Consider the following 23,158-nt stretch of genomic DNA (forward strand, 5'->3'; position numbering starts at 1 on the left):
GGGGTGGGGCGGGTGGTCCGGTCCGGACCTCTCCACTCCATGCCCCATGCACGTAGTACGTCTATGTGCAGCCCGGCCAATTCCGGCCGCGCGACGGCGTGCCGCGGGGCATCGGACCGCGGAGGGCGGAGGGCGTCGTTCCGCAGCCTGCGGACGCCGGATCAGTCCTGGTGGAGCAGGGTGTCGAGCACCGAGTCCAGGTAGCCGTCGCGGCCGGGCCCCTCGGGGAGGCTCCCCGGGACGGCGTGGCTCAGCTGGGTGTGGCCGAGATACGCCGTATACGCGAGCAGGCCCCGGCGGCGGGCCTCGGCCTCCGGGAAGCCCAACGCGGCGAACAGTTCGGCCAGATGACCGACGCGGCGGTCCGTCACCCGCCGCAGGGCCGCCGCCACGCGCGGGTCCGCGGCCGTGGCCAGCAGCGCGACCTCCAGCGGGTCCTCGGCCGACGCCGCGGTCGCGTACGCGAACAGGGCGCGCAGCCGCCGCTCCGGGTCGGGTTCGGCCGCCAGCTCCGTGATGACCGCTTCGGTGTGCGACTGCTCCCAGCGCTCCAGCGCGGCGTCGACCAGCGCCTCCCGGTTGGCGAAGTGCCAGTAGAAGCTGCCCTTCGTGGTGCCGAGGCGGGCGGCGATCGGCTCCACGGCCACCGCGGCCAGGCCGCCTTCGCCGATGGCCGCGAGGGCGGCTTCGGCCCAGTCCTGCGCGGTCAGCCGGCGGCGGGTGCCCTTCGGCTGCGTACGTTCCCCGGTTCGCTGTGGCGCCATGACCATACGCTACCGTACGGTCAACATACGCAACCGTATGGAGGTGCCCATGCGCACGGTCCGCGATGTCCACGCACGCACCGTCGGCGCCCCGGCCGGGACGGTCGGTGCCCTGCTCGACCGGCTGGCGGGCGACGACGACCCGCTCTTCCCGGTGCCGGTGTGGCCCGCCATGCGCTTCGACCGCCCGCTGGGCACCGGCGCGACCGGCGGCCACGGCTTCGTCCGCTACCGGGTCACGGCGTACGAGCCCGGGCGCCGCGTCCGCTTCGACTTCCCCGACGGCGGTCACCACGCCTTCGAGGTCACCCCGCTCGACGCCGGGAGCTGCCGGGTGACCCACGTCCTGGAGAGCCGGCTCCGTGGCGCCGGGCGCGTGGCCTGGCCGCTGGCGATCCGGTGGCTGCACGCCACCGTCGTCGAGGAGGTCTTCGACAACGTCGAGCGCGCGGCCACCGGCACGGTCCGCGCCCCGGTCCGCCGGTCCCCGTATGTCCAACTGCTCAATCGCCTCCTGTGGGACCGCCCCACCGCCGTCGCACTCCCCGCCGGCGCCCGGCTGGCCCGTACCGCCTTCGCGCGCACGGACTTCCAGGACGCCTGGCAGCTGCCGCTGCCGCCCGGGATGCCGCGCGACCCGGCGGCCTGGAAGGACGTGCTGCGCGGCGCGTTCCCCGAGCAGGGCCGCGCCACGACCGCGGACGGGGGCGAACTCCTGCTCGGCAAGGACGCCCGCCACCTGGACTTCCGGGCGTCGATCCTGGTCGAGAGCCCCGCCGCGGGGGCGGACGGGCGCACGGCGGGCCACGGCGGCCGGGTGACGCTGAGCACCGTCGTGCGGACCCACCACGCGGGCGGGCGGCTCTACTTCGCGCTGGTCCGGCGCGTGCACCCGGTCCTCGCCCGTGCGATGCTCCGCCGTACGCACCGCAGGCTGGCGCTGGCCGCACCGAGCGCGGGGGAGCGCGAGTGGGCCGCGCGCGCCCCTCGGGCCGGGTACGGTCACCGGACACGGCCGTGACGGTGCCGGGCGGACGGGCGACACGAGAACGAGGGAGTACGACCGATGACCACGGGCGATACCTGGGCCCCGAGCGACGAGTGCGGCGCCGCGCGGCCCGCCCTGATACCCGAGGCGTACGACCCGGCCGCGCTGCCGGGACCGCTGCCGGCGGACGGCCCGCCGGCGGTGTCGCTGTGGCTGGTGCGCACCGTGCCCGAGGCCGGACTGCACGACACCACGGTGCTGGACGCGGGCGAGCGCAAGCGCACCGCCGCGTTCGTCCGGCCCGGTGACCGCGACACCTACGCCACCTCGCACAGCGCGCTGCGCCGCCTGCTCGGCGCGTACCTGGACCGCGATCCGGCCGCGCTCCGTTTCGTACGCGAACCCTGCCCCTGCTGCGACGAGCCGCACGGACGTCCCGCGCTCGCCGGTGCCGGGATGCCGCTGCACTTCTCGCTCTCGCACACCGGCGACATGGCGCTGATCGGCTTCGCGCGCACGCCGGTGGGCGTGGACATCGAGAAGCCGGCGTCGCCCCGGACCGTGGCCGAGGTGTCGGGCATGCTGCACCCGCAGGAGCGCGCGACGCTCGACGCGCTGCCGGAGGCCGCCCGCCCGGCCGCGTTCGCGCGCTGCTGGACCCGCAAGGAGGCGTGTCTGAAGGGCAAGGGCAGCGGCCTGGCGGGCGACCTGATGACCACGACGCTGGTCGGCGCGGGGCCGGTACCGGTCCCGGTGCCCGGGTGGGAGATGGCGGACGTGACGGTGCCGGACGGGTACGCGGCGGCCTGCGCGGTCCGTACGGGGGGCGTCGGGGGCTGACCGGGGACGCCGGGATGGGCGGGTCCCATCGGCCCGCCGCGCAGTCGGGCCGTTTTCGGCGGCCCGCGCGGTGGTGCGTATGGCGAGCGGCGCGACTGACCGGGATGCCGGGATCACCCGGACCCACCGGCCCGCCGCGTAGTTGAACTGTTCTTGATCGACGCCGTACCGCACCGGATGCCACACTTCGTGCATGACGCACTTACCTCCGGGCGGTACGGCGGACGGCGCGGAAACCGGCGCTCCGGACCAGGTCGCCCGTGGCGGTGCCACCGCCACGGACCTGGTCTGGGCGGCCCTCGGCGGAGACCCCGCCCTGCCGGAACGCGTCACATACGGCGGCCCGCCCGGCGCGGCCGAGGACCTGCTCGCCGCCCGGCTCCCCGTCCTCCCGGCGGCCCGCTCCGCCGTCGCCGTCTGCGCGCTCGCCGCCGCCGAGCTGACCGCCCGCCGCACCGGGCGCGCCGTACCGGCCGTACGCGTGGACGACGCCGCGGTCACCACCGCCTTCCGCAGCGAACGCCATCTGCGCATCGACGGCCGCGCCCTTTCGGCCTTCGCGCCGCTCTCGCGCTTCTGGCGGACCGCCGACGGCTGGGTCCGCACCCACGCCAACTACCCGCACCACCGCGCCCGGTTGCTCGCCGCACTCGGACTGCCCGGGACGGCGGACGTGGCGGACGTGGCGGCCGAACTCGCCGGGCGGCGCGCCGAGGAAGTCGAGGAGACCGTGTACGCGGCGGGCGGGCTGGCCGTCGCCGTCCGTACGCCGGGCCGGTGGGCCGCCCACGCGCAGGGCGCCGCGGTGGCCGCCCGGCCGCTGCTGACCCTGGAGAGCATCGGCGCCGGGGCCCCGCCGTGCCGCCTCGCCGCGCTCGGCGACGGCCCGGACCCGCTGCTCCCGGCCGCCGGACTCCGGGTGCTGGACCTGACCCGGGTGATCGCCGGGCCGGTCGCCACCCGCACCCTCGCGCTCCTCGGCGCCGATGTCCTGCGCCTCGACGCGCCCCACCTGCCGGAGAGCCCGGACGCCCACGCCGACACCGGCTTCGGCAAACGCTCGGCCACGCTCGACCTCGGTTCCCGTACCGGACGCGCGGCTCTCGACGGCCTCCTCGACACCGCCGACGTGGTCGTCACCGGCTACCGGCCGGGTGCCCTGGACCGGTTCGGCCTGGCGCCCGAGGCCCTGGCGGAGCGCCGGCCGGGCCTGGTCGTCGCCCGGCTGTCCGCCTGGGGCGGCCATGGGCCGTGGGGCGCACGGCGCGGCTTCGACAGCCTGGTGCAGGCGGCCACCGGTATCGCCGTCATCGAGGGGGACGCGGACGGCACCCCGGGCGCGCTGCCCGCCCAGGCCCTGGATCACGGTACGGGCTATCTGCTGGCCGCGGCGGTGCTGAGCGCCCTGACCGAACAGTCCCGTACGGGCGGTACGCGGCTGGCCACCCTCGCCCTGGCCCGGACCGCCACCTGGCTGCTCGACGAGATCCCCGGACCGGACCCCGCCCCGCGGCCGACCGCCACCCGGCCGTACGACCCCGCCCGCTGCCTCACCGATACCCCCAGCCCCTTCGGCACCCTCCGCCATGCCCTCCCGCCCGTCGCCTTCGAGGGCGGCCCGCTCAACTGGCACCGCCCGCCGGGGCGCTTGGGGGCCGACGCCCCGGCCTGGGAGGACCGCTGACCCGGCGGGCCCGGAAGCACGCCCCGCGGCTCGCGCACCCCGCCGGAATGCCTGGCGTGGCGGCCCGTCACTTCGTACGATCGGACGATGGGTGACGATCATTACCTCGCCACCGGTCCGCGGGTCGGCATCCGGCACTTCACCGCGGCGGACCGGGCGGAGTTCACGGCGCGGGCGCGCGAGAGCGTGCCGTTGCACCGGCCGTGGCTGTCGCCGCCGGTCACCGACGCGGCGTACGACCGCTACTTCGCCAAGCTCCAGGAGCCGACGCGCGAAGGCTTTCTGATCTGCGAGCTGGAGTCCGGCCGCATCGCGGGGTTCCTGACGGTCAACAACATCGTGTACGCCGCCTTCCGCAACGGCGCGGTCGGATACGGCGCGTTCGCGCACGCCGCCGGGCGCGGCCTGATGAGCGAGGGGCTGCGGCTGGCCATGCGGTACGCCTTCGACGAGCTGGGGCTGCACCGCCTGGAGATCAACGTCCAGCCGGACAACGAACGCTCCGTGGCCCTCGCCCGGCGCGCGGGCTGCCGTCTTGAGGGATACTCGCCCGACTTCCTGTTCATCGACGGCGCCTGGCGGGACCACGAACGCTGGGCGATCACGAGCGACATGTTCGAGGCGGCCTGATGTCCGAGATCACCTTCCGGCACCCCGTCCCGGTGCTGCGCGTCTTCGACGTGCCCAAGGCGCACGAGTTCTACCTCGGCTACCTGGGCTGCGCCGTCGACTGGGAGCACCGCTTCGCGCCGGAGCTGCCGCTGTACACGCAGGTGTCGCGCGGCGGCCTGGTGCTGCACCTGTCCGAGCACCACGGCGACGGGACGCCCGGCTCGGTGGTGTACGCGGAGCTGTCCGGCGTGCGCGCGCTGCACGCCGAACTGTCGGCCAAGGTCTACCCGTTCCTCAGCCCCGGCCTGGAGGAGGACGGCGAGATCGGGCTGACGCTGACCCTCACCGACCCGTTCGGGAACCAGCTGCGGTTCAACGAGCCGCCCGCGCGGTGAGCGGTTCCCGGCCCTGGAGGCCGGACGGGCTCAGCGGCCCTTCCGGTTGATCTTCATGGTGTCCATGTCGGTGGCCGAGGAGCGCAGGTCCCGGTAGCCGTACCCGGCCGCGGTGAGCGCCGCCTCCGCCTTCTCCTCGGCGAGGGCGGCGGCCAGCTCCTCGCCGTCCGCCGCGTCCGAGACGATCACGTACCGGTAGGTGAACGAGCGCAGCGCGGTGTCGTAGACGAGCGAGCCCTCGGGCGTGAACCGGTGCTGCGCCAGGCCGTGCTGGTCCGCCTCGGCCAGCAGCTTCGCCCTGGCCTCGTCGGTCAGGCCGTCCCACCGGCCGCGCACGATCACCCGGTAGGTGTGCTGCGTCGCCATCGCCGTGTCCCTCGTTCCGTTCCGTACGTATCGATGCGCTTGCAACGGTACGGCATGGCGCCCGGCCGCGCGTCCCCTTTTCCGGTGCCGGCTGACCCCTGCCCCGCCCCCGGAAAACCGTTGCCTCCCGCCTCCCGGTGCGATGAGATGGCCGGATGCGCCGCATCGTGCTCCTCGACGCCCCCTCCAACCTCGGCCTGCGCCCGCCCGCGCCGGGCACCGTCCCCGGCTGCTACAAGCTGGCGGGCGCGCTGCGCGAACAGGGCCTGCTGCGGCGGCTCGGCGCCCTCGAAGGCGGCGTCGTCGTACCGCCCCGCTACGACCTGAACGGCTGGAAGGAGGGCGACGGCGACTTCAACGCCGCCGCCATCGCGGACTACACCCGCCGGCTCGCCGCCCGCGTCGAGACACACGTACGCGCGGGCGAGTTCCCCGTCCTGCTCGGCGGCGACTGCTCCATCCTCCTCGGCGCCGTCCTCGGCCTGCGGCGCACCGGCCGCTACGGCGTCGCCTACCTCGACGGGCACGCCGACTTCCGGCACCCCGGCAACACCGGCCGCAACGGACCCGTGGGCGCCGCGGCGGGCGAGGGCACCGCCCAGATCACCGGCCGCGGCCAGGCCGACCTCACCGGCATCGACGGCCTCGCACCGTACGTACGCGACACCGACCTGCACATTCTCGGCATCCGCGACGACGACGAGGACCGCCCGGAACTGACCGGTCTGGGCATCTCCCACCGCACGGCCTCCGAGATCAGGGAGCAGGGACCGGCCACCGTCGCCCGCAAGGTTCTGCGCGATCTTCAGGACGCCGCCCCGGACGGCTTCTGGATCCACCTGGACGCGGATGTCCTCGATCCGAGCGTCATGCCCGCCGTCGACAGCCCCGACCCCGGCGGGCTGCTCACCGCCGAACTGCGCGACCTGCTCGCGCCGTTGGCCGCCTCCCCGCGCTGCGTGGGACTCGACCTCACCATCTACGACCCGGACCTCGACCCCGAAGGCACCGGCGCGGCGCTCCTCGCCGGTCTGCTCGAAAGCGTCCTCGCGCGGCCCTGACCGCACCTGGCCTCAATAGGCCCTGTTCAGGCGCGCGCCGACAGGGTTCCATGGTCAACAGGCGGCCACCGTACCCGAGGTGGCCCGGTACAACCATGCGAGGCAGCAGTGGCCACGAGTGTGCGACGCACGACCCTGACCCTTCCCGCGGCGCCCGTCGGCCCGGCCGGTCCGCTGCCCGCCGTACGGACCCTCGGCGACGTGCACCGCGTCGAGCTGTCCGAGGATCTGGACCTGCCGCCCGACATGGCCCGCCAGCTCCGCTACGCGCCACTGGACTCGCTGCTGCCCGAGAGCGTCCGCGACGGGTACGGACGGACCCGTGCCGACACCGCCCTCGACGCGCTGGTCATCGAGAACGACCGGCTGCGCGCCACCGTCCTGCCCGGCCTCGGCGGCCGCGTCCACTCCCTCCACCACAAGCCCACCGGCCGCGAACTGCTCTACCGCAACCCCGTCCTCCAGCCCGCCAACTTCGCGCTCAACGGAGCCTGGTTCTCCGGCGGCATCGAGTGGAACATCGGTGCCACCGGGCACACCACCCTCTCCTGCGCCCCGGTGCACGCCGCGACCGTACCGGCGCCCGACGGCGGCGAGATGCTGCGCCTGTGGGAGTGGGAGCGGCTGCGCGACCTCCCCTTCCAGGTGGATCTCTGGCTCCCGGAGGGCTCCGACTTCCTCTACGTCGGCGTACGCATCCGCAACCCCCACCTGAACGCCGTCCCCGCCTACTGGTGGTCCAACATCGCCGTACCGGAGGACGAGCACACCCGCGTCCTCGCCCCGGCGGACGCCGCCTGGCACTTCGGGTACGAACACCGGCTGCGCCGCATCCCCGTCCCCGAGTCCGACGGCGCCGACCGCACCTACCCGCTGCGCAGCGAATTCCCCGCCGACCACTTCTACGACATCCCGGACGGCGACCGGCGCTGGATCGCCTCGCTCGACGGCTCCGGACACGGCCTGGTCCACACCTCCACCGACACCCTGCGCGGCCGCAAACTGTTCCTGTGGGGCGCCGGCCGCGCCGGACGCCGCTGGCAGCAGTGGCTCACCGAACCCGGCACCGGCGGCTACGCGGAGATCCAGGCGGGCCTGGCCCGTACGCAGCTGGAGCACGTACGGCTCGACGGCGGCGCGGAGTTCGCCTGGCTGGAGGCGTACGGGCCGCTCGCCGCCGACCCGGCCGCCGTGCACGGTACGGACTGGGCGGCGGCCCGGCGCGAAGTCGGCGACCGGCTCGAAGCGGCCCTGCCGCGCGCAGAGGTGGACGCGGCCTTCGCCGCCTGGCGGCCGCACGCCGACCTCGAACCGAAGGAAACACTGGCCACCGGCTCCGGCTGGGGCGCGCTGGAACGCGCCCGCACCGGCCACGACCTGCCCGGCACCCCCTTCGCCGAATCCACCATCGGCCCCGAACAGCGCCCCTGGCTGGCGCTGCTGCACACCGGCGACTTCCCGCGCGAAGCCGGCGTGCCCACCGCGCCCCTCGTCTCCGCACCCTGGCGCGACCTGCTGGAATCCGCGCCGCCCGGACCGGCCACCGACTACCACCTCGGCATCGCCCAGTGGCACGCGGGCGACCGGGCCCAGGCCGTCCGCAGCTGGGAACGGGCCCTGGCACACGGCACGGACTGCCGGCCGCTGTACTGCCTCGCCGTCGCCGAGGAGACCGAAGGGGAGACGGCGCGGGCGGCCCAGCGCTACGCCGAGGCGCTGGCCTGCGTACCCGACGACGAGACGGGGCCGGAGCACACCGCGCCGCTGCTCCCGGCGTTGGTCCGGGCCGCGGTCCCCGCACTGCTCGCCGCCGGACGGGCCGACGAGGCCGCCGCCGCCCTTGACCGCATCCCGGCAGCCGCCCGTACGAACGGCCGCTTCGCCCTGCTCACCGCCCAAGTGGCCCTGGCCCGGGGCGACGCCCCGGCCGCCCGTGCCGTCTTCGACCGCGGCTTCGAGGTCCCCGACCTCCGCGAGGGCGACGAAACCCTCAGCGACACCTGGTACGCCATCGCCGACCGCCTCACCGCGGGCACCGGCCCGGTGACCCCGGCCGTCCAGGCCAAGGCCCGTGCGGAACACCCACTTCCGGAGCGCTACGAATTCCGGATGCGGGAGATTCCGCTCCCCGCCGGCGCAGTCGATTGAGCTGACCGGCAGCCATCAGCCGCCACTCAGCGGCGCGCGGGAAATCGCGTGCCGCCGGGCGGGCGGTGTCCGACACTGACGCAATGGACCAGCTCGCGCAGACCGCCGGACTCGTCGGCGACGTCCTCGGCCCGGACCTCCTCGGCACCTACCTCCACGGCTCCGCCGTGCTCGGCGGCCTCGCCCCGGCCAGCGACCTGGACGTACTGGCCGTCACGCGGCGGAGCCTGGACGACCGGCAGCGCCGCGCGCTCCTCGCGGGCCTGCTGGAGATCTCCGGGCTCACGGCCACCGTCCGGCCGGTCGAACTCACCGTGGTCGTACAGTCCGAGGTCCGCCCCTGGCGGTTCCCGCCGACCGGAGACTTCCTGTACGGCGAGTGGCTGCGCGACACACTCCGGACGGGCGGACCCCCGATGCCCGAGCCGATGCCCGACCTGGCCCTGGCGCTCACGATGGCCCTGGCGGGCGACCACCCCCTCACCGGACCACCGCCCGCCGAACTCCTCGACCCCGTCCCGCACACCGACCTCGTCCGGGCGAGCGTCGAAAGCATCCCCGAACTCCTCGCCGACCTGGCCGGCGACACCCGCAACGTCCTCCTGACCCTGGCCCGCATCTGGACCACCCTGGCCACAGGCCACGTCAAGCCCAAACACACCGCCGCCGACTGGGCCCTCACCCACCTCCCCACCCCACACCGCCCCGCCCTCCGACACGCCCGTGACCTGTACCTCACCACCCTTTACGAGGACGAGGTCTGGCCCCGTGAGCTGATGGAGCAGGTGCGTCCGCACGTGGACGAGGTGCTGGCCCGGATCGATGATCTGCGGCGGGGGGGAATGAGCGGGGCGGCTCCCCGCCACCGTGGTGGGTGCCGGACGACGACCGCGGCGCGATTCCCGGGACCCGCTGGCGCTCCGCCGGCACCCCCTGGACACTGTTCCTGTCGAACCCGCCTGTGCGAAGGGGGCCGTGATGGGGCATCGGCAGGAACAGAACGGGCAGGTCGGTGGGGACTTCGCGAGTCCTGGGGAGCCGGGGAGTCCGATGCCGGAGGACGATACGCCGGTGGAGGACGAGGACGACGGGTAGCGCGGCCCGGTACCGGCATGGTGGACGCGGTGGCGCTGCGGCGGGGATGCGTGGCGGCGATCGACGGGTACGGCGGTGGGTACTTCCACGAGCGTGACTGGCTGCGGGCGGCGTTCCTGGAGGTGCCGCGCGAGCACTTCGTACCGGACCGGGTGTGGTGGCCCACCCGGCGGGACGGACGCTATCCGCTGCTGGACCGGAACGAGCGGCCGGGGCAGTGGCTCAAGGCCGTCTACCGGCCCCTCGCCGCGCTGATCACGCAGATCGACGACGGGCGGGTGCGCCCCGAGGACGGCCCGGCCGTCGAGGGGTGTTTCACCAGTTCCGTCTCCTGCAGCGCGGTCATCGTCGACATGCTGCACCACCTGGACCCGCAGCCGCACGAGCGGGTGCTGGAGATAGGTACGGGCAGCGGCTACACCACCGCCCTGCTGGCCCGCCGGGTCGGCGCCGCCAACATCGTCACCGTGGAGATCGACCCCGACCTGGCGCGGCGGGCCGCCGGCAATCTCGGCGCCCTCGGCCTGGCCCCGCACACCGTGGTCGGCGACGGCGAGGGCGGCTACGCGGCTGCCGCACCGTACGACCGGATTCTGTCCACGGCCGCCGTCCGTCACATACCGGCCGCCTGGCCCCGGCAGGTACGCACCGGTGGAGTGATCATTACGCCGATCGACACCCCGTACAACACCGACGCCCTGGTCAGACTCGTCTGCGACGGACGCGGCAACGCCACCGGCCGTCTCATCAAACCCGTCACGTTCATGAAGACGCGCGGCCAGCGGCCCCGCCGCTCCTACGGGGAGCTGGGCTGGCCCGGGTGGAGCGAGCACCGCGTCACCGTCGGGGCGGACGGGCAGCATATCGACATGGGCAGGCCGTGAGCTGACGGGGACGCGCCCCGTATGGCCCGGTGTGGCTGGGCGGGCGGAGCCAGGACACCCGCATAGGGTGCGGTGCGGGCGTGTTCGGCGTGATCACGCCTGCGCGTGCCGCCCGGCCGCGTCCGCCACACCGCGCCGCGGAAGAGCGAAGAGCACCGTCATGGCGAGCCGTACCCGTATCGATACAACCAGTCGTAGCGCGCACCGGCTGCACACCGTCCCCTTGCGCCACGTCCTCGGCGGCCTGCGGGCGGGCGGTCCGCTGGCGCTGATGGAACGTACCGGGCGCCGGTCGCAGGGCGCGCTCACCCGGCTGGACCTGGGCGCCTTCCGGCCCTTCCTGGTCACCCACCCCGATCATCTGCGGCACGTCCTGCGCGATCACGGTGCGAACTACCGCCGGGGCACGGCGATGTGGAAGGCGATGGGGCGGCTGACGGGGCTGGGGATCGCGGGCGAGGGGCCACAGTGGCGGGCCAGCCGTGAGCTGTGGTGCCAGGGGCTGTCGGGCGGTGCGCACGCCTTCGCCGACGGTACGGCCGACGCGGTCGCCGGGGCGGTGGCGGACCTGGAGCGGCGGGTGGCGGCGGGCGCGACGGTGGACGCGCTGACGGAGATGACCCGTATCGTGCTCCGGGTCATCAATCCGGCGTTCTTCGGCTCGCGCATTCCGCAGGGGGAGTGCGACCGGCTCGCCGCGGCGGTAGCCGTCGCGTTCGACTCGCTGCTGTGGCGGATGGCGCTGCCCTTCGTACCGCTCGCCGTGCCGTTGCCGGGCGACCGCGCCTTCACCCGCGCCACCCGTACGGTCAACGGCATCCTGCTGCCGCTGATCCGCCGGGCACGGCACGCGCGGCACCGCGGCCCGGACCTGATGAGCGCGCTGCTCGACGGGGCGGACGCCGACGGCCGGGCGCTGGGCGACGCGCAGGTGGCCCAGGACATCGTGGCCATGTTCGTGGCGGGTTCGGAGTCCAGCGCCCTGACGCTGACCTGGGCCTGGGTCGCCCTCGCCGGGCATCCCGACATCGCGGCGGAGGTGCGCCGGGAGGCCGACGCGGTGCTCGGCGGAGGGCCGCCCCGGCCCGAGCACGCCCGCCGGCTGGTGTTCACCCGCAGGGTGCTGGCCGAGGTCTGCCGCCTGTATGCGATGGCGTGGGCGGTGCCGCGGACGGCCGTCGCCGAGGATGTCATCGGCGGGGTGACCGTTCCGGCCGGTGCCACGCTGGTGCTCTCCCCGTACCTGACCCACCGGCTGCCCGCCTTCTGGGAGCGGCCGCTGCGTTTCGACCCCGGCCGCTTCACCGACGAGCGCGTACGGGGCCGGCACCCGCTGGCCTACCTGCCGTTCGGTGACGGGCCCCACCAGTGCGTCGGCCAGGCGTTCTTCTTCCAGCAGGCGGCCCTCGTCGTGGCCACGATGATGAGCCGCTTCCGTATCGCCATGCCGACGCGGGCCGAGCCCAGGGCCGCGGTCGCGCTGCGCCCGCGGGGCCGTGTCGATCTGGTGCTCACCCCGCGCGGCTGACGGCTGGCGGCCTCAGAACCGGTCCCACCACCAGGCGATGGACGGGATCGGCGGCGGCGCGTCGGCGCGCGGCGCGACGGGGGTGAAGGAGCCGGTGGTACGGACGGCGCCGGGGTGGCGGCCGTCGGGGTTGGTGTAACGCCCGGCGCGCAGGCCCCATTCGAGGTTGCCGCGGATCAGGTGGGAGAGGTGGCCGAGGTAGCGCCGCAGCGGCTCCTGCGTTGCGGGCAGCACCTGGTCCCGCAGTCGTACGAAGCGCAGGGTGAGCCGGTTGCACAGGTCGACGGCCGCGGCCGTCGCCGCTTCGAGGCCCAGGCCGTGTTCGGCGGCGAGGATGTCGACGAGGTTCAGCCGGCAGCGCGCGGGCCGCGGGTCACGGGCGGCCAGCCAGCGTTCCTTGCCGTAGGAGAACAGATCGTCGTCGAAGGCCGCCGTGGTGAAGGCCAGTTCGCTGAGCGCGCGCACCACGGGCGCGTCCATCGCCGCGCCCGGTATCTCCGCGCCGTCGACGATCTCCGTCCAACTGGTGGTCGCCGTACCGGCCGCGGTGTGCTGGCGCAGGTGGGCGTAGTCGTCCAGGGACGGCGTACGGTCGCCCAGGCGGCAGCCGAACTCCCACAGTACGCCGAGGAACCAGGCGCGGTGCCCGTCCACCATGCGCCTGACCTGCACCGGTGTGCCTTCGGCACGACAGCGCGCCGCCAGGTCGCCCGCCGCTGCCAGGTACGGGTCCCGGTCGTCGCCCGGTACCGTCCCCGGCGCCTCCAGCACCCGCAGCAGGCGCGTGGCGAAGCCCGCGAAGTCACCGGCGCGCAGGCTGGCCGGGCCCTCGTCGCAGTGCTGGTCGTCGAAGGCGAACATCAGCGCGCACCAGTCCACCGCCAGCTGGAGGCGGCCGCCCGGCGCCCGGGGCATGATGCGGCCGTAGAAGCCCCCGACGTCGTTGCCGGTCATCCGCACCCGCTGCGCGCCGTCCCGGCACAGGCCGTACCCGTTCAGCCAGTCCGCCGCGCACGCGTTCAGCCGGCCGGCGTCCGGGTGGACGGCGCTGGGCAGCGGGCAGTAGCGCGGGGGGAGTACGACACGGACCTGCTCGGCGCCACCGTGCTCCTGTACGCCGACGGCGGCCCGGCCGAGGACACCGTCCCGCGTGCCCGTCACGGCAGCAGGGCGCGGGACAGCGCCCGTGCCGCCTGGGCCACGTCACCACCGGCGGTGGTGTCGAACACCGTGCCCTGGCTGGACAGCGGGCTGGTGCCGAAGGCTTCCTGGAGAGCGTTGTGCCCGCCGGTGCCCAGGCTCAGGGCGGCGGCGCCCTCGGCGGAGCCCTTGGCGAGATCGACCTTGGTCTTGCCCACGTCGAAGGCGAAGGAGAACAGCTCCACCGACTGCTGCCGCGCCCGGCCCGCCTTGGCGCCCTCGGCGGCGGCCGTACCGTTGGCCCGGTGGGAGCCGAAGTCGAACACCACGTCCGTGAAGGACACGCTCCGGCCCCCGGCCTTGCGGAAGACGATCCCGCCGTCGGCGGGCACGGAGCCCTTGCTCAGGTCGAGGGCGAACTCGCCCTTGCTGATCGGCAGCCGCACACACCGGCGTCCGCCCGAATCCACGACGGTTCCCGGGCTCTTCGCCTCCAGCGCCACGCCCTGGTCGGCCAGCGCCTTGGTGGCGGCGGCCGTCGGACACAGGTCCGTCTGCGCCTTGCCGACCTTCACCTGGGGAGCGGGCAGCACGCTCGGGGACACGCCGGCCGCCGCGCCCGCCCAGGACAGGACACAGCCCCCGGCGGCCAGCGCACAGGCGGGCACGGCGATACGGGTCCAGCGGGGCACAGACATGACCGACTCCCGTCGACGGCGGCGACCGGCGGTACGCCGCTGCGCTGACCGGCCTCCGCCCCCGCACGGGCCGGCCTCCTTCCACGCGAACACACCACCCGTCCTCCGCACTACCGGACGCGGGCCACTCGGGTGACACGGCGCGGTGCGGGTACATGTGCGGGACCTGCGCGGATACCCGTGCGGGACCGGCGCGGACCCCTGCGGGGAACCACTTGGGAGGCACGATCATGAAGGCAGTCATCGCGCACAGCTACGGCGGCCCCGACACGCTCACCTGGACCGACCAGCCCGACCCCAAGGTGGGGCCGGACTCGGTGCTGGTGCGGGTGAAGGCGGCCGGGGTGAACCCGGTGGACTGGAAGGTGCTGGCGGGATATCTCGATCCGATGATGGACGTGCACTTCCCGCTGATTCCCGGCTGGGACGTGGCCGGTGTCGTCGAGGCGGTCGGCCAGGACGCGACCGAGTTCGACGTCGGTGACGAGGTCGTCGGATACGTACGCAAGGACGAGGTCCAGCACGGCACGTTCGCCGAGCTGGTGGCCGCGCCCGTACGGACCCTGGCGCGCAAACCCGCCGCCCTCGACTGGCAGCAGGCCGCCGGGCTGCCGCTCGCCGGGCTCACCGCCCTCCAGGCCCTGGACCGGGTCGGCGTGACCAAGGGGGAGACGGTGCTGGTGCACGCCGCGGCGGGCGGCGTCGGATCGTTCGGTGTGCAGATCGCGGTGGCCCGCGGCGCCCGCGTCATCGGTACGGCCAGCGAGCGCAACCACGACTTCCTGCGCTCCCTGGGCGCCGAGCCCGTGACGTACGGCGACGGACTGGCCGGCCGGGTACGGGAGTTGGCCCCCGACGGGGTGGACGCGGCCGTGGACTTCGTCGGCAACGGCGTCATCGACGTCTCGCAGGAACTGCTGCGGGACACCTCCCGCGTCGCCTCCATCGCCGACAGCGAGGTGAAGCGGAAGGGCGGGCACATGGTGTGGGTGCGGCCGGACCACGCCGGTCTGACGGCGCTGGGCGACCTGGCCGACGCCGGGAAGCTCACCGTGCACGTCGATACGGTGCTGCCGCTGTCCGAGGCGGCCGAGGCGTTCCGCCGGAGCCAGGAGGGCCGGACGCGCGGGAAGATCGTGCTGGAGGCATCCTGACGCCGGGCAAGGCGCCGCCTTCGGGCGTCAGGCCGCCTTGCGGTCGACGTACTCGAAGACCGAGCCGTCCGGATGGCGGGCGACGACGTTGCGGCCGATCGGCGTCGGCAGCGGGCCCGCGATGATCTGCGCGCCGACCGCCGTCAGGTCGGCCACCGCGTCGTCCACGTCCTCGACGGCGAGCGTCGCGGTGATCTTGCGGAGGATCGACAGCTGCGCCTCCGGACCGCTCATCAGGAAGAAGCAGCCGACGGCCGCGACCGAGACGCCACCGTGGTGGAAGCGCATCGCCTCGGCGCCGGTCAGTCGTTCGTAGACGCCGATCGCGGCGTCGAGGTCGGTCACGCACACCCGCAGCGAGGTCCCCAGAATGTCCATGGGGAAAGCGTAGTTGGGGCGGCGCGCCGTACGCGATCAGTTGCGGGATTCGCGCCCGGCCGCCGTCCCGGCCCTCGTCCGGCGGGCCGGCCGGTCACCCGTTCAACCGGTCATCGTCAGGCCGTCGGCGGCGGCGCCCCGCGACAGGACCACGTCGCGGATGGCGTCGCGGGCCCGCGCGTGGGCCGAGTCGCGGGGCGCCGCGGTGGTCAGCGGGACGACACGGAAGTCGCGGTCCACGTCGGTGAATTGCGGGATGAACTCCGCCTTGGTGACGTTCCAGCGGCCGCCCGCCGCGTGCGGCGGGGCGAAGGTGAAGCGGGCCATCGAGCTCTGGTTGCCGCGGGAGTCCACCGCGCCCTGCGGGTTGTACATGTAGCCCGCCAGCTGGTCGCCCATCCCGTAGACGACCCAGGTGCCGTTGACCTTCTCGTACGCCTGCGGGACGTGCGCGTGGGTGCCGATGATCAGGTCGATGGCGGGGCGGTCGCCGGTGCGGGCGGCGGTGAGGTCGCGGGCGAGGGCGCGCTGCTGCCCGTCGGGTTCCTGCTGCCACTCGGTGCCCCAGTGGAGGCTGACCACGACCACGTCGGCGCCCGCCCGGCGGGCGGCCCGCGCATCGGCGAGGATCTTGTCCCGGTCGATCAGACCGACCGTCCAGGGCTGCCCTTCGGGTACGGCGATGCCGTTGGTGCCGTACGTGTACGCCAGCTGCGCGACCGTCGCCCGGCCGGCCTTGAGCAGGGCGGGGCGGGCGGCCTCGTCGGCGGAACGGGCCGAGCCGGCGTGCCGTACGCCCGCCGAGTCCAGGGCGCCCAGCGTGCGGCGCACCCCGTCGGCACCCGCGTCCAGGGTGTGGTTGGAGGCGGTGGAGCAGGAGTCGTAGCCGGTGGCCCTGAGGGCGGCGGCGACCTGCGGCGGGGACTGGAACGCGGGGTAGCCGGTGAAGGGGCCGCCGTCCGCGCCGTACACCGTCTCCATGTGGCAGATGGCCAGGTCGGCGCCGGACACCTGCGCGCGTACCCCGGCGAGCATCGGCCCGAAGTCGTAACCGCGGCCGTGCGCGTCCTTGCGGGCCTGCTCGATGATCTCGGTGTGCGGGAGGACGTCGCCGGTGGCCAGGAGGGTGAAGCCGCCGGGCGCCGCGGCCCCGGCGGGCCGCCCCGGGGTGGCGCCGTGCCGTCCGGCGGCGGGCTGCTGGGAGCCGCAGCCCGCCGCCAGGAGCATCAGCGCCGCCAGGGCGGCCAGAGCGGCGGGGGCGGCCCGCCCGTGCGTGGGTCTCACGGATCTTTCCTACCGCCGCGGCGGGGAGAGTTCGCGTCGGCCGTGGCGGTCGGGTCAGGGGGCCGCCGTACGGGCACGTACGGAGCCGGGCGCGGACCCACCGTACGAACCCGGCCGTATCCGGGCGCGGACTCTCACACCCGGCACAGCACCTCCCCGTGCAGGACCCCGAACCAGCCGTCCTCCCGCGCGCCCCACTCCCGCCAGGCGGCGGCGATCCGGTGCAGCTCGTCCTCGGTGGCGTGGCCGCCGTCCACCGCCAGCCGGGCGTACGAGGAGGCGACCGTGCGGTCCGCCCACAGGCCGCTCCACCAGGCGCGTTCCTCGGGGGCCGCGTAGCACCAGGCGGTGGCGGTCGAGGTGATCGAGGCGTCGGCGAAGCCGGCCTCCCGCGCCCAGGCGCGCAGGCGCCGGCCCGCGTCCGGCTCGCCGCCGTTGGCGCGGGCCACCCGGTGGTAGAGGTCCAGCCAGCCGTCCAGCCCCCGGACCGCCGGGTACCAGGTCATGGCCGCGTAGTCCGCGTCCCGTACGGCCACCACGCCGCCCGGCTTCGTCACGCGCCGCATCTCGCGCAGCGCCTGTACCGGGTCGCCCACGTGCTGGAGGACCTGGTGGGCGTGGGTGACGCAGAAGGAGGCGTCCGGGAAGTCCAGTGCGTGGACGTCGCCGGTCACGAAGCGGACGTTGGTCAGGCCGCGCTCCTCGGCGGTGGCCCGCGCCCGCTCCAGCACCTCCGGCGCCCGCTCCAGCCCGGTCACCCGGCCCTGTGGCACCAGCGCGGCCAGATCGGCCGTGATGGTGCCGGGGCCGCAGCCGATGTCCAGGATCTCCATGTGCGGCTTGAGCGCGTCCACCAGGTACGCGGCCGAGTTGGCCGCGGTGCGCCAGGTGTGCGAGCGCAGGACGGACTCGTGGTGGCCGTGGGTGTAGACGGCGGACTCGTGCGGCATGGCGGACGGCTCCTTCGCGCTCCGGGTCGGTGGGCTCCTCACCGTACGCCGGGTGACCGCATCATGAGAACGTCGTCTCGCTATTCGGGCAGCAGGCGGTAGACGGTCAGCGCCTCGTTCTTCTTGCAGATCGTCAATTCGTGTGGCGCGTCCGCCACTTCACCGTCGTACGCCAGCACGCTGCCCTCCGCGAGCCCGCCGATCCGCAACGAGCGCACCCGGGACTCGCTCAGTACGGGGGAGTGCCGCAGCGCGCCCGTCAGGGCCGCGGTCAGCAGCCGCGTACGGGCCAGCCGCCCGCCGTGCACCACCCGCACGTCCAGCACGCCGTCCGCCAGATCGTGCCGCCGCACCGGCGCCAGGCCCAGCCCGCGGTACGCGCAGTTGCCCGCGAACAGCAGCCACAGCTCCCGCCGCTTCCCGTTGACCTCCACCGTCACCGGGTCGGCCGTGCGCAGCACCTTCCAGGCCGCCAGCACCCCGGCCGGCCAGGCCCCGATCCGGCCCGCCCACTCCTCGCGCACCCGCACCAGCTCCGGGTACGCGCCGACGGAGAAGGTGTTGAGGAAGTACGTCGGGTCCGCGCCCCGCGCGGTACGGAAACCGGCCAGGTCCACCGCGACCGCCTCACCGCCGGCCACCGCGCGGGCGGCGTCCCCCAGGGTCTCGATGCCCAGGTCGTACGCGAAGTGGTTGCGGGTGCCGCCGGGCAGCACCGCCAGCGGCAGGCCGTGCCGTACGGCGACCGCCGCCGCGGCGCTGACCGTGCCGTCGCCGCCCAGCACGCCCAGCGCGCCGCCCGCCCGCTTGGCCTGCTCGGCGGCCTCCTCCAGCGCCTTGTCCAACGGCGGGCACTCCGGATCGCCGCACAGCACCACCTCGGCCTCCGGCAGTACGCCGCGCACCTCCTGCTCCCGGTCGGGGCGCGGCCCGGTGCGCTGCCCGGACGCGTGGTTGGCCACCACGAACAGCCCGCGGCCCCCCGGCAGCGCGGGCGCGTCGGCCGCCGGGCGCGCCGGGGGCGCCAGCTGTGCCCGGGTCGGCGCGAGGCCCCGTACGGCCAGCGCCGCGCCCACCCCGAGCGCGGCGCCCGCCAGCACGTCGCCCGGATAGTGCACACCGGTGTAGACGCGGGAGAACGCGACGGAGGCGGCGACCGGCGCCAGGGCCAGCCCCCACCACTTGTTCTCGAAGGCGACACCGGTGGCGAACGCCGCCGCCGAGGCCGCGTGGCCGGACGGGAAGGAGGTGGTGAACGGCTGGCGGGTCAGCTGCCGTATCACCGGCACGGCGTCCAGCAGCGGCCGGTCGCGGCGCACCGAGCGCTTGCCCAGCGTGTTGACCGTCGCCGACGCCGTCGCCAGCGAGGCCACCCCGCGCAGCGCGGCCCGCCGCATCGGCCGCCCGCCCAGGACGGCGGCGCCCGCCGCGATGCCCATCCACAGGAGGCCGTGGTCGGCGGTGCGCGTCAGCCGGGGCAGCACCCGCTGCGCGCCCGGCCAGTGCCGTGACGCCACGCTGTCGAAGATCCGGCGGTCCCATGTACTCAGCAGCTTTCGCATGCGCCACCTGTACCCCAAAGGGCGGGGCGCAGACAGCAACGCCGACGTGCCCGGCATCATCCGCTTCATCCGCAACCGGCTCCCATCAGATCAATTCGGTCGAACAGGGGCGTGATTCCGGTACGGCCCCGGGCGTCAGACGCGGCCGGGGTCCTTCGTGCCGCCGTCCGGGGCGGCCCGGCTGATGTCCGCGAGCGCCGAGTCCGGGTCCTGCGCGCGGGCCAGGTCGCCGATGCTGACCACGCCCACCGGCGTCCCGTTCTCCACCACCGGCAGCCGCCGCACCGCGTTGGTACGCATCAGCGTCACCGCCTCGCTGATGTCGTCGTCGGGGGCCACACAGACCGGCTCGGGCGTGCACACCGAGCGGCAGGACACGGCGAGCGGGTCGACGCCGTCGGCCACCGCCCGCAGTGTGATGTCGCGGTCGGTGACCACGCCCAGCAGTACGCCGTCCTGTGTCACCAGCACGTCGCCGATGTCCTGCGCGCGCATCAGCTGCGCCGCCTCCACGAGCGAGGCGTCCGGCTGGACCGCCGTGACGCCCGACGTCATGACGTCCCTCACGAACTGTGCCATGGCTGACCGCCTTGTCTCGGGTTCCGGTCGCCGCGCCGAGCGGAGGCCGGGCCCGTACGATCGAAGGAGGCGACCGGGCGGACCGGATGGCCCCAGGTGCCGGAACGGCCCGCGGAGCCGGGGCCCGTCCTGGTAGTGAGTGGGGTGAGGAAGTCTGGTTCCATGTCCGCCTCCGGGGCTCGGGCCGGGCCTGCCGCCGGACGTGTCCGGGTGGTTGAGCCGCCGGGTACCCGAACGGAGGCACCCGACACGGAGGGAGAAGCCCCGATGCCGTCTCACGACACACCCGCGGACGTTGTGCGGCCCGCGCAGAACCTGACCGCAACGCCCGGAGTCCCGCCCGCGCGCCTCGACGAACAGCAGCTGCTGCGCGAGCTGGAGACCATCCACCGCACCCGGCACGACACACTGCTGCACGGCTCCGGCGACGCGCTCGCCACCCACAACGCGCGCATGGCGGAACTGGAAGGCGAGTACCTGCGCCGCCATCCGCGCCGCTGGGTCGCCTCCGGCCGCACCCGCTCCGGCGCCCGCGCCCGCGCCGGCTCCTGACCCGGGGATGTTTGACCGCGAGCGGCCCTTGGTACCCGGGCCCCGGCCGAGCGGTCAGGGAGAAGACCGCGGGGCACAGCGGGGCACGGGAAAAGGGATGGTGGGGAGAGTCCGGGCGCGGGATGTGGGGTCCCGCGCCCGGTTCCCCGTCCGCCCGCCGCCCGCTCCTCACAGCACCCGGTACGGCGTCGCCTCCTCGTGGCGGAACCGCAGGCCGTGGCCCGGGAGGCGGTTCGCGCCGGGGCGTACGGTGCCGCCCGACGGGTCGAGGCCGCCGTCGAAGAACATCGACTCGATGCGCACATGGTCGTGGAACCACTCGATGTGCCGGAAGTTCGGCACGCACGCGGCCGGGTGGGCGTGCGCGTGCGGGGCGCAGTGCGCGGAGACCTCCAGGCCGTGGGCCTCGGCGAGGGCCGCGGCACGCAGCCAGACCGTCAGTCCGCCGCAGCGGGTCGCGTCGATCTGGAGGCAGTCCACGACCGGCGCCATCCGGGCGAAGTACGGCAGGTCGTAGCCGTACTCACCGGCCGCCACATCGCACACCACCAGGTCCCTGACCACCCGCAGGCCCTCCAGGTCGTCGGAGGACACCGGCTCCTCGAACCAGCCCACGCCCTGGTCGGCGAGGACCTGGCCGATCCGGACGGCCTGCTTGCGGGTGTAGGCGCCGTTGGCGTCCACGTACAGCTCGGCGTGCGGGCCGATGGCCGTACGGGCGTGGCGCACACGGGTCACGTCGCGCTCGACGGCCCGGCCCCACTCCTCACCGATCTTGATCTTGACCCGTTCGATGCCCTGGCCGTGCACCCAGCCGTTCAGCTGGGTCGCCAGATGGGTGTCGTGGTACGTGGTGAACCCGCCCGACCCGTAGACCGGCACCACGTCGCGCACCGCGCCGATCAGATGCAGCAGCGGCAGCTCCAGCAGCCGCGCCTTGAGGTCCCACAGGGCGATGTCCACCGCGGACAGCGCGCACGCCACCAGGCCGGGACGGCCCGCGTTGCGCACCGTCCGGCTCATCGCCTCGTACGCGCCCTGCACGTCCAGCGCGCTGCGGCCCAGGACCGGCCGGGTGAGCAGGTCGCGGACGACCGAGCCGGTGTCGGCGGCGGCGTAGGTCCAGCCGAGGCCGGTGGTCGTGCCGGAGCGGGCCTCGACGACGATGACGGTGGTGGTGTCCCACGCGAGGGTGCCGTCGGCTTCGGGCGCGTCGGTGGGGACGGTGTAGGCGGTGACGTCCAGCCGCTCGACGTTCATGGCGGGGGTGGCTCCTTCCGTCTCGGTACGGACCCGGGTCCGGCGCACACGCCTGCCGCTCCTGCCGTTCCGGCGCCGCGGGCCGGACCGTGACCGGGTGTCAGCGGCCGTCCCGCACGGGTTACCGGGCCCCGGGGCCGGAAACCTCCGGACCGGGCGCCCGACCCGGTGGATTCGGCGCCCCGGGCGTTTACCGGCACCGGCTCCGGGCACGCGACCGGTGTGCTTCGGACCGGAGGCACGCCCGTGGGAGCGAATTCGCCCTGCGAGCGTGCTCTCCGGCTGCGCTCCCACGGAAGGACCCCCGTCCACCGATCAGGGAGCCGAGACCATGCCCTCTGTACGCACACCCTTACGCCAGGGCGCCTCGCGCGGCCGGCACACCGAGTGCCCGGGCGGCGCGCGCCGCACCCCCCAGAACAAGCACCCGCACGACGACGCGCCGGACACCGGCGCCGACTTCCGCAGGCTGATGGCGCTGCCCGACGGGCCGGAGCGGGACGCACTGCGCCAGAGCATCGTCTGCGCCTGGATCCCGATGGCCGAACGCCTCGCGCGGCAGTTCCGCAACCGCGGGGAGACCACCGAGGACCTGACGCAGGTCGCGGCGCTCGGCCTGGTCAAGGCCGTCGACCGGTACGACCCCGACCGCGGCTGCGCCTTCGAGAGCTTCGCCGTGCCGACCATCGTCGGCGAGGTCAAGCGGCACTTCCGCGACCACATGTGGGGCCTGCACGTGCCCCGCCGCGTCCAGGAACTGCGCAACCGCGTCCGTACGGCCACCATCGAACTCACCCACGCGCCCGACGACCACCGCCCCCCGGCCCGGGACATCGCCCGGCACACCGGCATGACGCTGGAGGAGGTGCTGATCGGCATGGAGGCCCTGGAGAGCTACTCGACGCTCTCCCTGGACGCCGAACTGCCGGGCGCCGACGACGGGTACGCGCTCGTGGACACCCTCGGCGGCCCGGAGCCCGGCTTCGACCTCGTCGTCGACCGCGAAGCGATCCGCCCCAAGCTGCGGATGCTCCCCGAACGCGAGCGGCAGATCCTCTACCTGCGGTTCTTCTGCGACATGACGCAGAGCCGGATCGCCGACCGGCTCGGCATCTCCCAGATGCACGTCTCCCGCCTCATCAACCGCACCTGCACCCGCCTGTGCGACCAGGTGGCGGGCCGGGCGGCGTAGCCGTTCCGCTGCCGGGGCCCTCCGCAAGGGCCCCGGCCTTCTCC

22 protein-coding genes and 1 pseudogene are annotated in these 23,158 nt (G+C 74.6%); 13 read left to right on the forward strand and 10 right to left on the reverse strand.

Annotated features, from left to right (window positions below; all coding sequences use genetic code 11):
• Positions 1-161 precede the first annotated feature (161 nt).
• On the reverse strand, positions 162-770 hold the full coding sequence (locus tag ADK86_RS33485; protein ID WP_053699996.1) for a TetR/AcrR family transcriptional regulator: 609 nt from the start codon (positions 768-770) through the stop codon (positions 162-164).
• Between the two features lie 43 nt (positions 771-813).
• Between ADK86_RS33485 and ADK86_RS33490 the strand changes: the two genes are divergently transcribed.
• The 5 genes from ADK86_RS33490 to ADK86_RS33510 all read left to right on the forward strand — a co-directional run bounded on the left by ADK86_RS33490 (position 814) and on the right by ADK86_RS33510 (position 5,283).
• On the forward strand, positions 814-1,785 hold the full coding sequence (locus ADK86_RS33490) for a DUF2867 domain-containing protein (protein WP_053700025.1): 972 nt from the start codon (positions 814-816) through the stop codon (positions 1,783-1,785).
• A 45-nt stretch (positions 1,786-1,830) separates the two neighbouring features.
• Positions 1,831-2,592, forward strand: coding sequence for a 4'-phosphopantetheinyl transferase family protein (locus ADK86_RS33495; protein WP_053699997.1), 762 nt, complete (start codon positions 1,831-1,833; stop codon positions 2,590-2,592).
• 193 nt (positions 2,593-2,785) lie between these two features.
• Positions 2,786-4,276, forward strand: a complete 1,491-nt coding sequence (locus ADK86_RS33500; RefSeq protein ID WP_078952431.1) for a CoA transferase — start codon at positions 2,786-2,788, stop codon at positions 4,274-4,276.
• A gap of 87 nt (positions 4,277-4,363) precedes the next feature.
• Entirely contained in the window at positions 4,364-4,906 is a 543-nt protein-coding gene (locus tag ADK86_RS33505) for a GNAT family N-acetyltransferase (RefSeq protein WP_053699998.1), read from the forward strand.
• Positions 4,906-5,283, forward strand: a complete 378-nt coding sequence (locus tag ADK86_RS33510) for a glyoxalase superfamily protein (protein ID WP_053699999.1) — start codon at positions 4,906-4,908, stop codon at positions 5,281-5,283. Before ADK86_RS33505 ends, ADK86_RS33510 begins: the two co-directional genes overlap by 1 nt.
• A 30-nt stretch (positions 5,284-5,313) precedes the next feature.
• Here ADK86_RS33510 and ADK86_RS33515 read toward each other — a convergent pair whose 3' ends face one another.
• Positions 5,314-5,649: a DUF6204 family protein gene (locus ADK86_RS33515; protein ID WP_053700000.1), complete on the reverse strand. Its 336-nt coding sequence runs from the start codon at positions 5,647-5,649 to the stop codon at positions 5,314-5,316.
• Between the two features lie 155 nt (positions 5,650-5,804).
• Between ADK86_RS33515 and ADK86_RS33520 the strand changes: the two genes are divergently transcribed.
• The 5 genes and pseudogenes from ADK86_RS33520 (at position 5,805) to ADK86_RS33540 (ending at position 12,365) form a co-directional block, all read left to right on the forward strand.
• The gene (locus ADK86_RS33520; RefSeq protein ID WP_053700001.1) at positions 5,805-6,710 is read left to right on the forward strand and encodes an arginase family protein; all 906 of its coding nucleotides are present in this window, start codon (positions 5,805-5,807) and stop codon (positions 6,708-6,710) included.
• Positions 6,711-6,818: 108 nt separating this feature from the next.
• Complete coding sequence (locus tag ADK86_RS33525; RefSeq protein WP_053700002.1) at positions 6,819-8,858, forward strand: DUF5107 domain-containing protein; 2,040 nt, start codon at positions 6,819-6,821, stop codon at positions 8,856-8,858.
• An 83-nt stretch (positions 8,859-8,941) separates the two neighbouring features.
• Positions 8,942-9,691: pseudogene (locus ADK86_RS33530) on the forward strand (aminoglycoside adenylyltransferase family protein); the annotation flags it as partial.
• Positions 9,692-9,970: 279 nt separating this feature from the next.
• Complete coding sequence (locus ADK86_RS45325) at positions 9,971-10,837, forward strand: protein-L-isoaspartate O-methyltransferase family protein (RefSeq protein ID WP_053700027.1); 867 nt, start codon at positions 9,971-9,973, stop codon at positions 10,835-10,837.
• A 160-nt stretch (positions 10,838-10,997) separates the two neighbouring features.
• Positions 10,998-12,365 carry a cytochrome P450 gene (locus tag ADK86_RS33540; RefSeq protein ID WP_053700003.1) on the forward strand — a complete coding sequence of 456 codons (1,368 nt, stop codon included), beginning with the start codon at positions 10,998-11,000 and terminating at the stop codon, positions 12,363-12,365.
• A 12-nt stretch (positions 12,366-12,377) separates the two neighbouring features.
• On the opposite strand, the gene ADK86_RS33545 is transcribed toward ADK86_RS33540, so the two are convergent.
• Both ADK86_RS33545 and ADK86_RS33550 read right to left on the reverse strand, forming a co-directional pair.
• On the reverse strand, positions 12,378-13,526 hold the full coding sequence (locus ADK86_RS33545) for a terpene synthase family protein (protein ID WP_078952432.1): 1,149 nt from the start codon (positions 13,524-13,526) through the stop codon (positions 12,378-12,380).
• On the reverse strand, positions 13,523-14,203 hold the full coding sequence (locus ADK86_RS33550) for a hypothetical protein (protein WP_053700004.1): 681 nt from the start codon (positions 14,201-14,203) through the stop codon (positions 13,523-13,525). The genes ADK86_RS33545 and ADK86_RS33550 overlap by 4 nt, the downstream gene beginning before the upstream one ends.
• 230 nt (positions 14,204-14,433) lie before the next feature.
• On the opposite strand from ADK86_RS33550, the gene ADK86_RS33555 reads away from it, so the two are divergent.
• On the forward strand, positions 14,434-15,357 hold the full coding sequence (locus tag ADK86_RS33555; protein WP_053700005.1) for an NADP-dependent oxidoreductase: 924 nt from the start codon (positions 14,434-14,436) through the stop codon (positions 15,355-15,357).
• Between the two features lie 27 nt (positions 15,358-15,384).
• Here ADK86_RS33555 and ADK86_RS33560 read toward each other — a convergent pair whose 3' ends face one another.
• The 5 genes from ADK86_RS33560 to ADK86_RS33580 all read right to left on the reverse strand — a co-directional run bounded on the left by ADK86_RS33560 (position 15,385) and on the right by ADK86_RS33580 (position 20,110).
• Complete coding sequence (locus ADK86_RS33560) at positions 15,385-15,735, reverse strand: VOC family protein (protein ID WP_030591809.1); 351 nt, start codon at positions 15,733-15,735, stop codon at positions 15,385-15,387.
• A gap of 102 nt (positions 15,736-15,837) precedes the next feature.
• On the reverse strand, positions 15,838-16,962 hold the full coding sequence (locus ADK86_RS33565) for a CapA family protein (protein ID WP_053700029.1): 1,125 nt from the start codon (positions 16,960-16,962) through the stop codon (positions 15,838-15,840).
• A 191-nt stretch (positions 16,963-17,153) separates the two neighbouring features.
• The gene (locus tag ADK86_RS33570) at positions 17,154-17,969 is read right to left on the reverse strand and encodes a class I SAM-dependent methyltransferase (protein WP_053700006.1); all 816 of its coding nucleotides are present in this window, start codon (positions 17,967-17,969) and stop codon (positions 17,154-17,156) included.
• An 80-nt stretch (positions 17,970-18,049) separates the two neighbouring features.
• Positions 18,050-19,531, reverse strand: coding sequence for a bifunctional phosphatase PAP2/diacylglycerol kinase family protein (locus tag ADK86_RS33575; protein WP_078952433.1), 1,482 nt, complete (start codon positions 19,529-19,531; stop codon positions 18,050-18,052).
• Positions 19,532-19,666: 135 nt separating this feature from the next.
• Entirely contained in the window at positions 19,667-20,110 is a 444-nt protein-coding gene (locus ADK86_RS33580) for a CBS domain-containing protein (protein ID WP_053700007.1), read from the reverse strand.
• A 267-nt stretch (positions 20,111-20,377) separates the two neighbouring features.
• Between ADK86_RS33580 and ADK86_RS33585 the strand changes: the two genes are divergently transcribed.
• Positions 20,378-20,662: a DUF6158 family protein gene (locus ADK86_RS33585; RefSeq protein ID WP_234317673.1), complete on the forward strand. Its 285-nt coding sequence runs from the start codon at positions 20,378-20,380 to the stop codon at positions 20,660-20,662.
• 168 nt (positions 20,663-20,830) lie between these two features.
• Here the strand turns inward: ADK86_RS33585 and ADK86_RS33590 are convergent, their stop codons facing one another.
• Entirely contained in the window at positions 20,831-21,922 is a 1,092-nt protein-coding gene (locus tag ADK86_RS33590) for an enolase C-terminal domain-like protein (protein WP_053700031.1), read from the reverse strand.
• 331 nt (positions 21,923-22,253) lie between these two features.
• On the opposite strand from ADK86_RS33590, the gene ADK86_RS33595 reads away from it, so the two are divergent.
• Positions 22,254-23,114, forward strand: coding sequence for a SigB/SigF/SigG family RNA polymerase sigma factor (locus tag ADK86_RS33595; RefSeq protein ID WP_053700008.1), 861 nt, complete (start codon positions 22,254-22,256; stop codon positions 23,112-23,114).
• Positions 23,115-23,158: the final 44 nt, after the last annotated feature.

Origin of the sequence: Streptomyces sp. NRRL F-5755 (assembly GCF_001279365.1) — a bacterium.
In the GTDB taxonomy this organism is placed as follows: Bacteria; Actinomycetota; Actinomycetes; order Streptomycetales; family Streptomycetaceae; genus Streptomyces; species Streptomyces rimosus.

Excerpts from the sequence above, each read along its gene's own strand:
- ADK86_RS33485 (WP_053699996.1), bottom strand. The coding sequence starts at position 770 with ATGGTCATGGCGCCACAGCGAACCGGGGAACGTACGCAGCCGAAGGGC.
- ADK86_RS33505 (WP_053699998.1), top strand. The coding sequence starts at position 4,364 with ATGGGTGACGATCATTACCTCGCCACCGGTCCGCGGGTCGGCATCCGG.
- ADK86_RS33500 (WP_078952431.1), top strand. The coding sequence starts at position 2,786 with ATGACGCACTTACCTCCGGGCGGTACGGCGGACGGCGCGGAAACCGGC.
- ADK86_RS33520 (WP_053700001.1), top strand. The coding sequence starts at position 5,805 with ATGCGCCGCATCGTGCTCCTCGACGCCCCCTCCAACCTCGGCCTGCGC.
- ADK86_RS33515 (WP_053700000.1), bottom strand. The coding sequence starts at position 5,649 with ATGGCGACGCAGCACACCTACCGGGTGATCGTGCGCGGCCGGTGGGAC.
- ADK86_RS33550 (WP_053700004.1), bottom strand. The coding sequence starts at position 14,203 with ATGTCTGTGCCCCGCTGGACCCGTATCGCCGTGCCCGCCTGTGCGCTG.
- ADK86_RS33565 (WP_053700029.1), bottom strand. The coding sequence starts at position 16,962 with ATGCTCCTGGCGGCGGGCTGCGGCTCCCAGCAGCCCGCCGCCGGACGG.
- ADK86_RS33585 (WP_234317673.1), top strand. The coding sequence starts at position 20,378 with ATGCCGTCTCACGACACACCCGCGGACGTTGTGCGGCCCGCGCAGAAC.
- ADK86_RS33495 (WP_053699997.1), top strand. The coding sequence starts at position 1,831 with ATGACCACGGGCGATACCTGGGCCCCGAGCGACGAGTGCGGCGCCGCG.
- ADK86_RS33580 (WP_053700007.1), bottom strand. The coding sequence starts at position 20,110 with ATGGCACAGTTCGTGAGGGACGTCATGACGTCGGGCGTCACGGCGGTC.
- ADK86_RS33560 (WP_030591809.1), bottom strand. The coding sequence starts at position 15,735 with ATGGACATTCTGGGGACCTCGCTGCGGGTGTGCGTGACCGACCTCGAC.
- ADK86_RS33590 (WP_053700031.1), bottom strand. The coding sequence starts at position 21,922 with ATGAACGTCGAGCGGCTGGACGTCACCGCCTACACCGTCCCCACCGAC.
- ADK86_RS33570 (WP_053700006.1), bottom strand. The coding sequence starts at position 17,969 with ATGCCGCACGAGTCCGCCGTCTACACCCACGGCCACCACGAGTCCGTC.
- ADK86_RS33540 (WP_053700003.1), top strand. The coding sequence starts at position 10,998 with ATGGCGAGCCGTACCCGTATCGATACAACCAGTCGTAGCGCGCACCGG.
- ADK86_RS33510 (WP_053699999.1), top strand. The coding sequence starts at position 4,906 with ATGTCCGAGATCACCTTCCGGCACCCCGTCCCGGTGCTGCGCGTCTTC.
- ADK86_RS33490 (WP_053700025.1), top strand. The coding sequence starts at position 814 with ATGCGCACGGTCCGCGATGTCCACGCACGCACCGTCGGCGCCCCGGCC.
- ADK86_RS33595 (WP_053700008.1), top strand. The coding sequence starts at position 22,254 with ATGCCCTCTGTACGCACACCCTTACGCCAGGGCGCCTCGCGCGGCCGG.
- ADK86_RS33575 (WP_078952433.1), bottom strand. The coding sequence starts at position 19,531 with ATGCGAAAGCTGCTGAGTACATGGGACCGCCGGATCTTCGACAGCGTG.
- ADK86_RS33555 (WP_053700005.1), top strand. The coding sequence starts at position 14,434 with ATGAAGGCAGTCATCGCGCACAGCTACGGCGGCCCCGACACGCTCACC.
- ADK86_RS45325 (WP_053700027.1), top strand. The coding sequence starts at position 9,971 with ATGGTGGACGCGGTGGCGCTGCGGCGGGGATGCGTGGCGGCGATCGAC.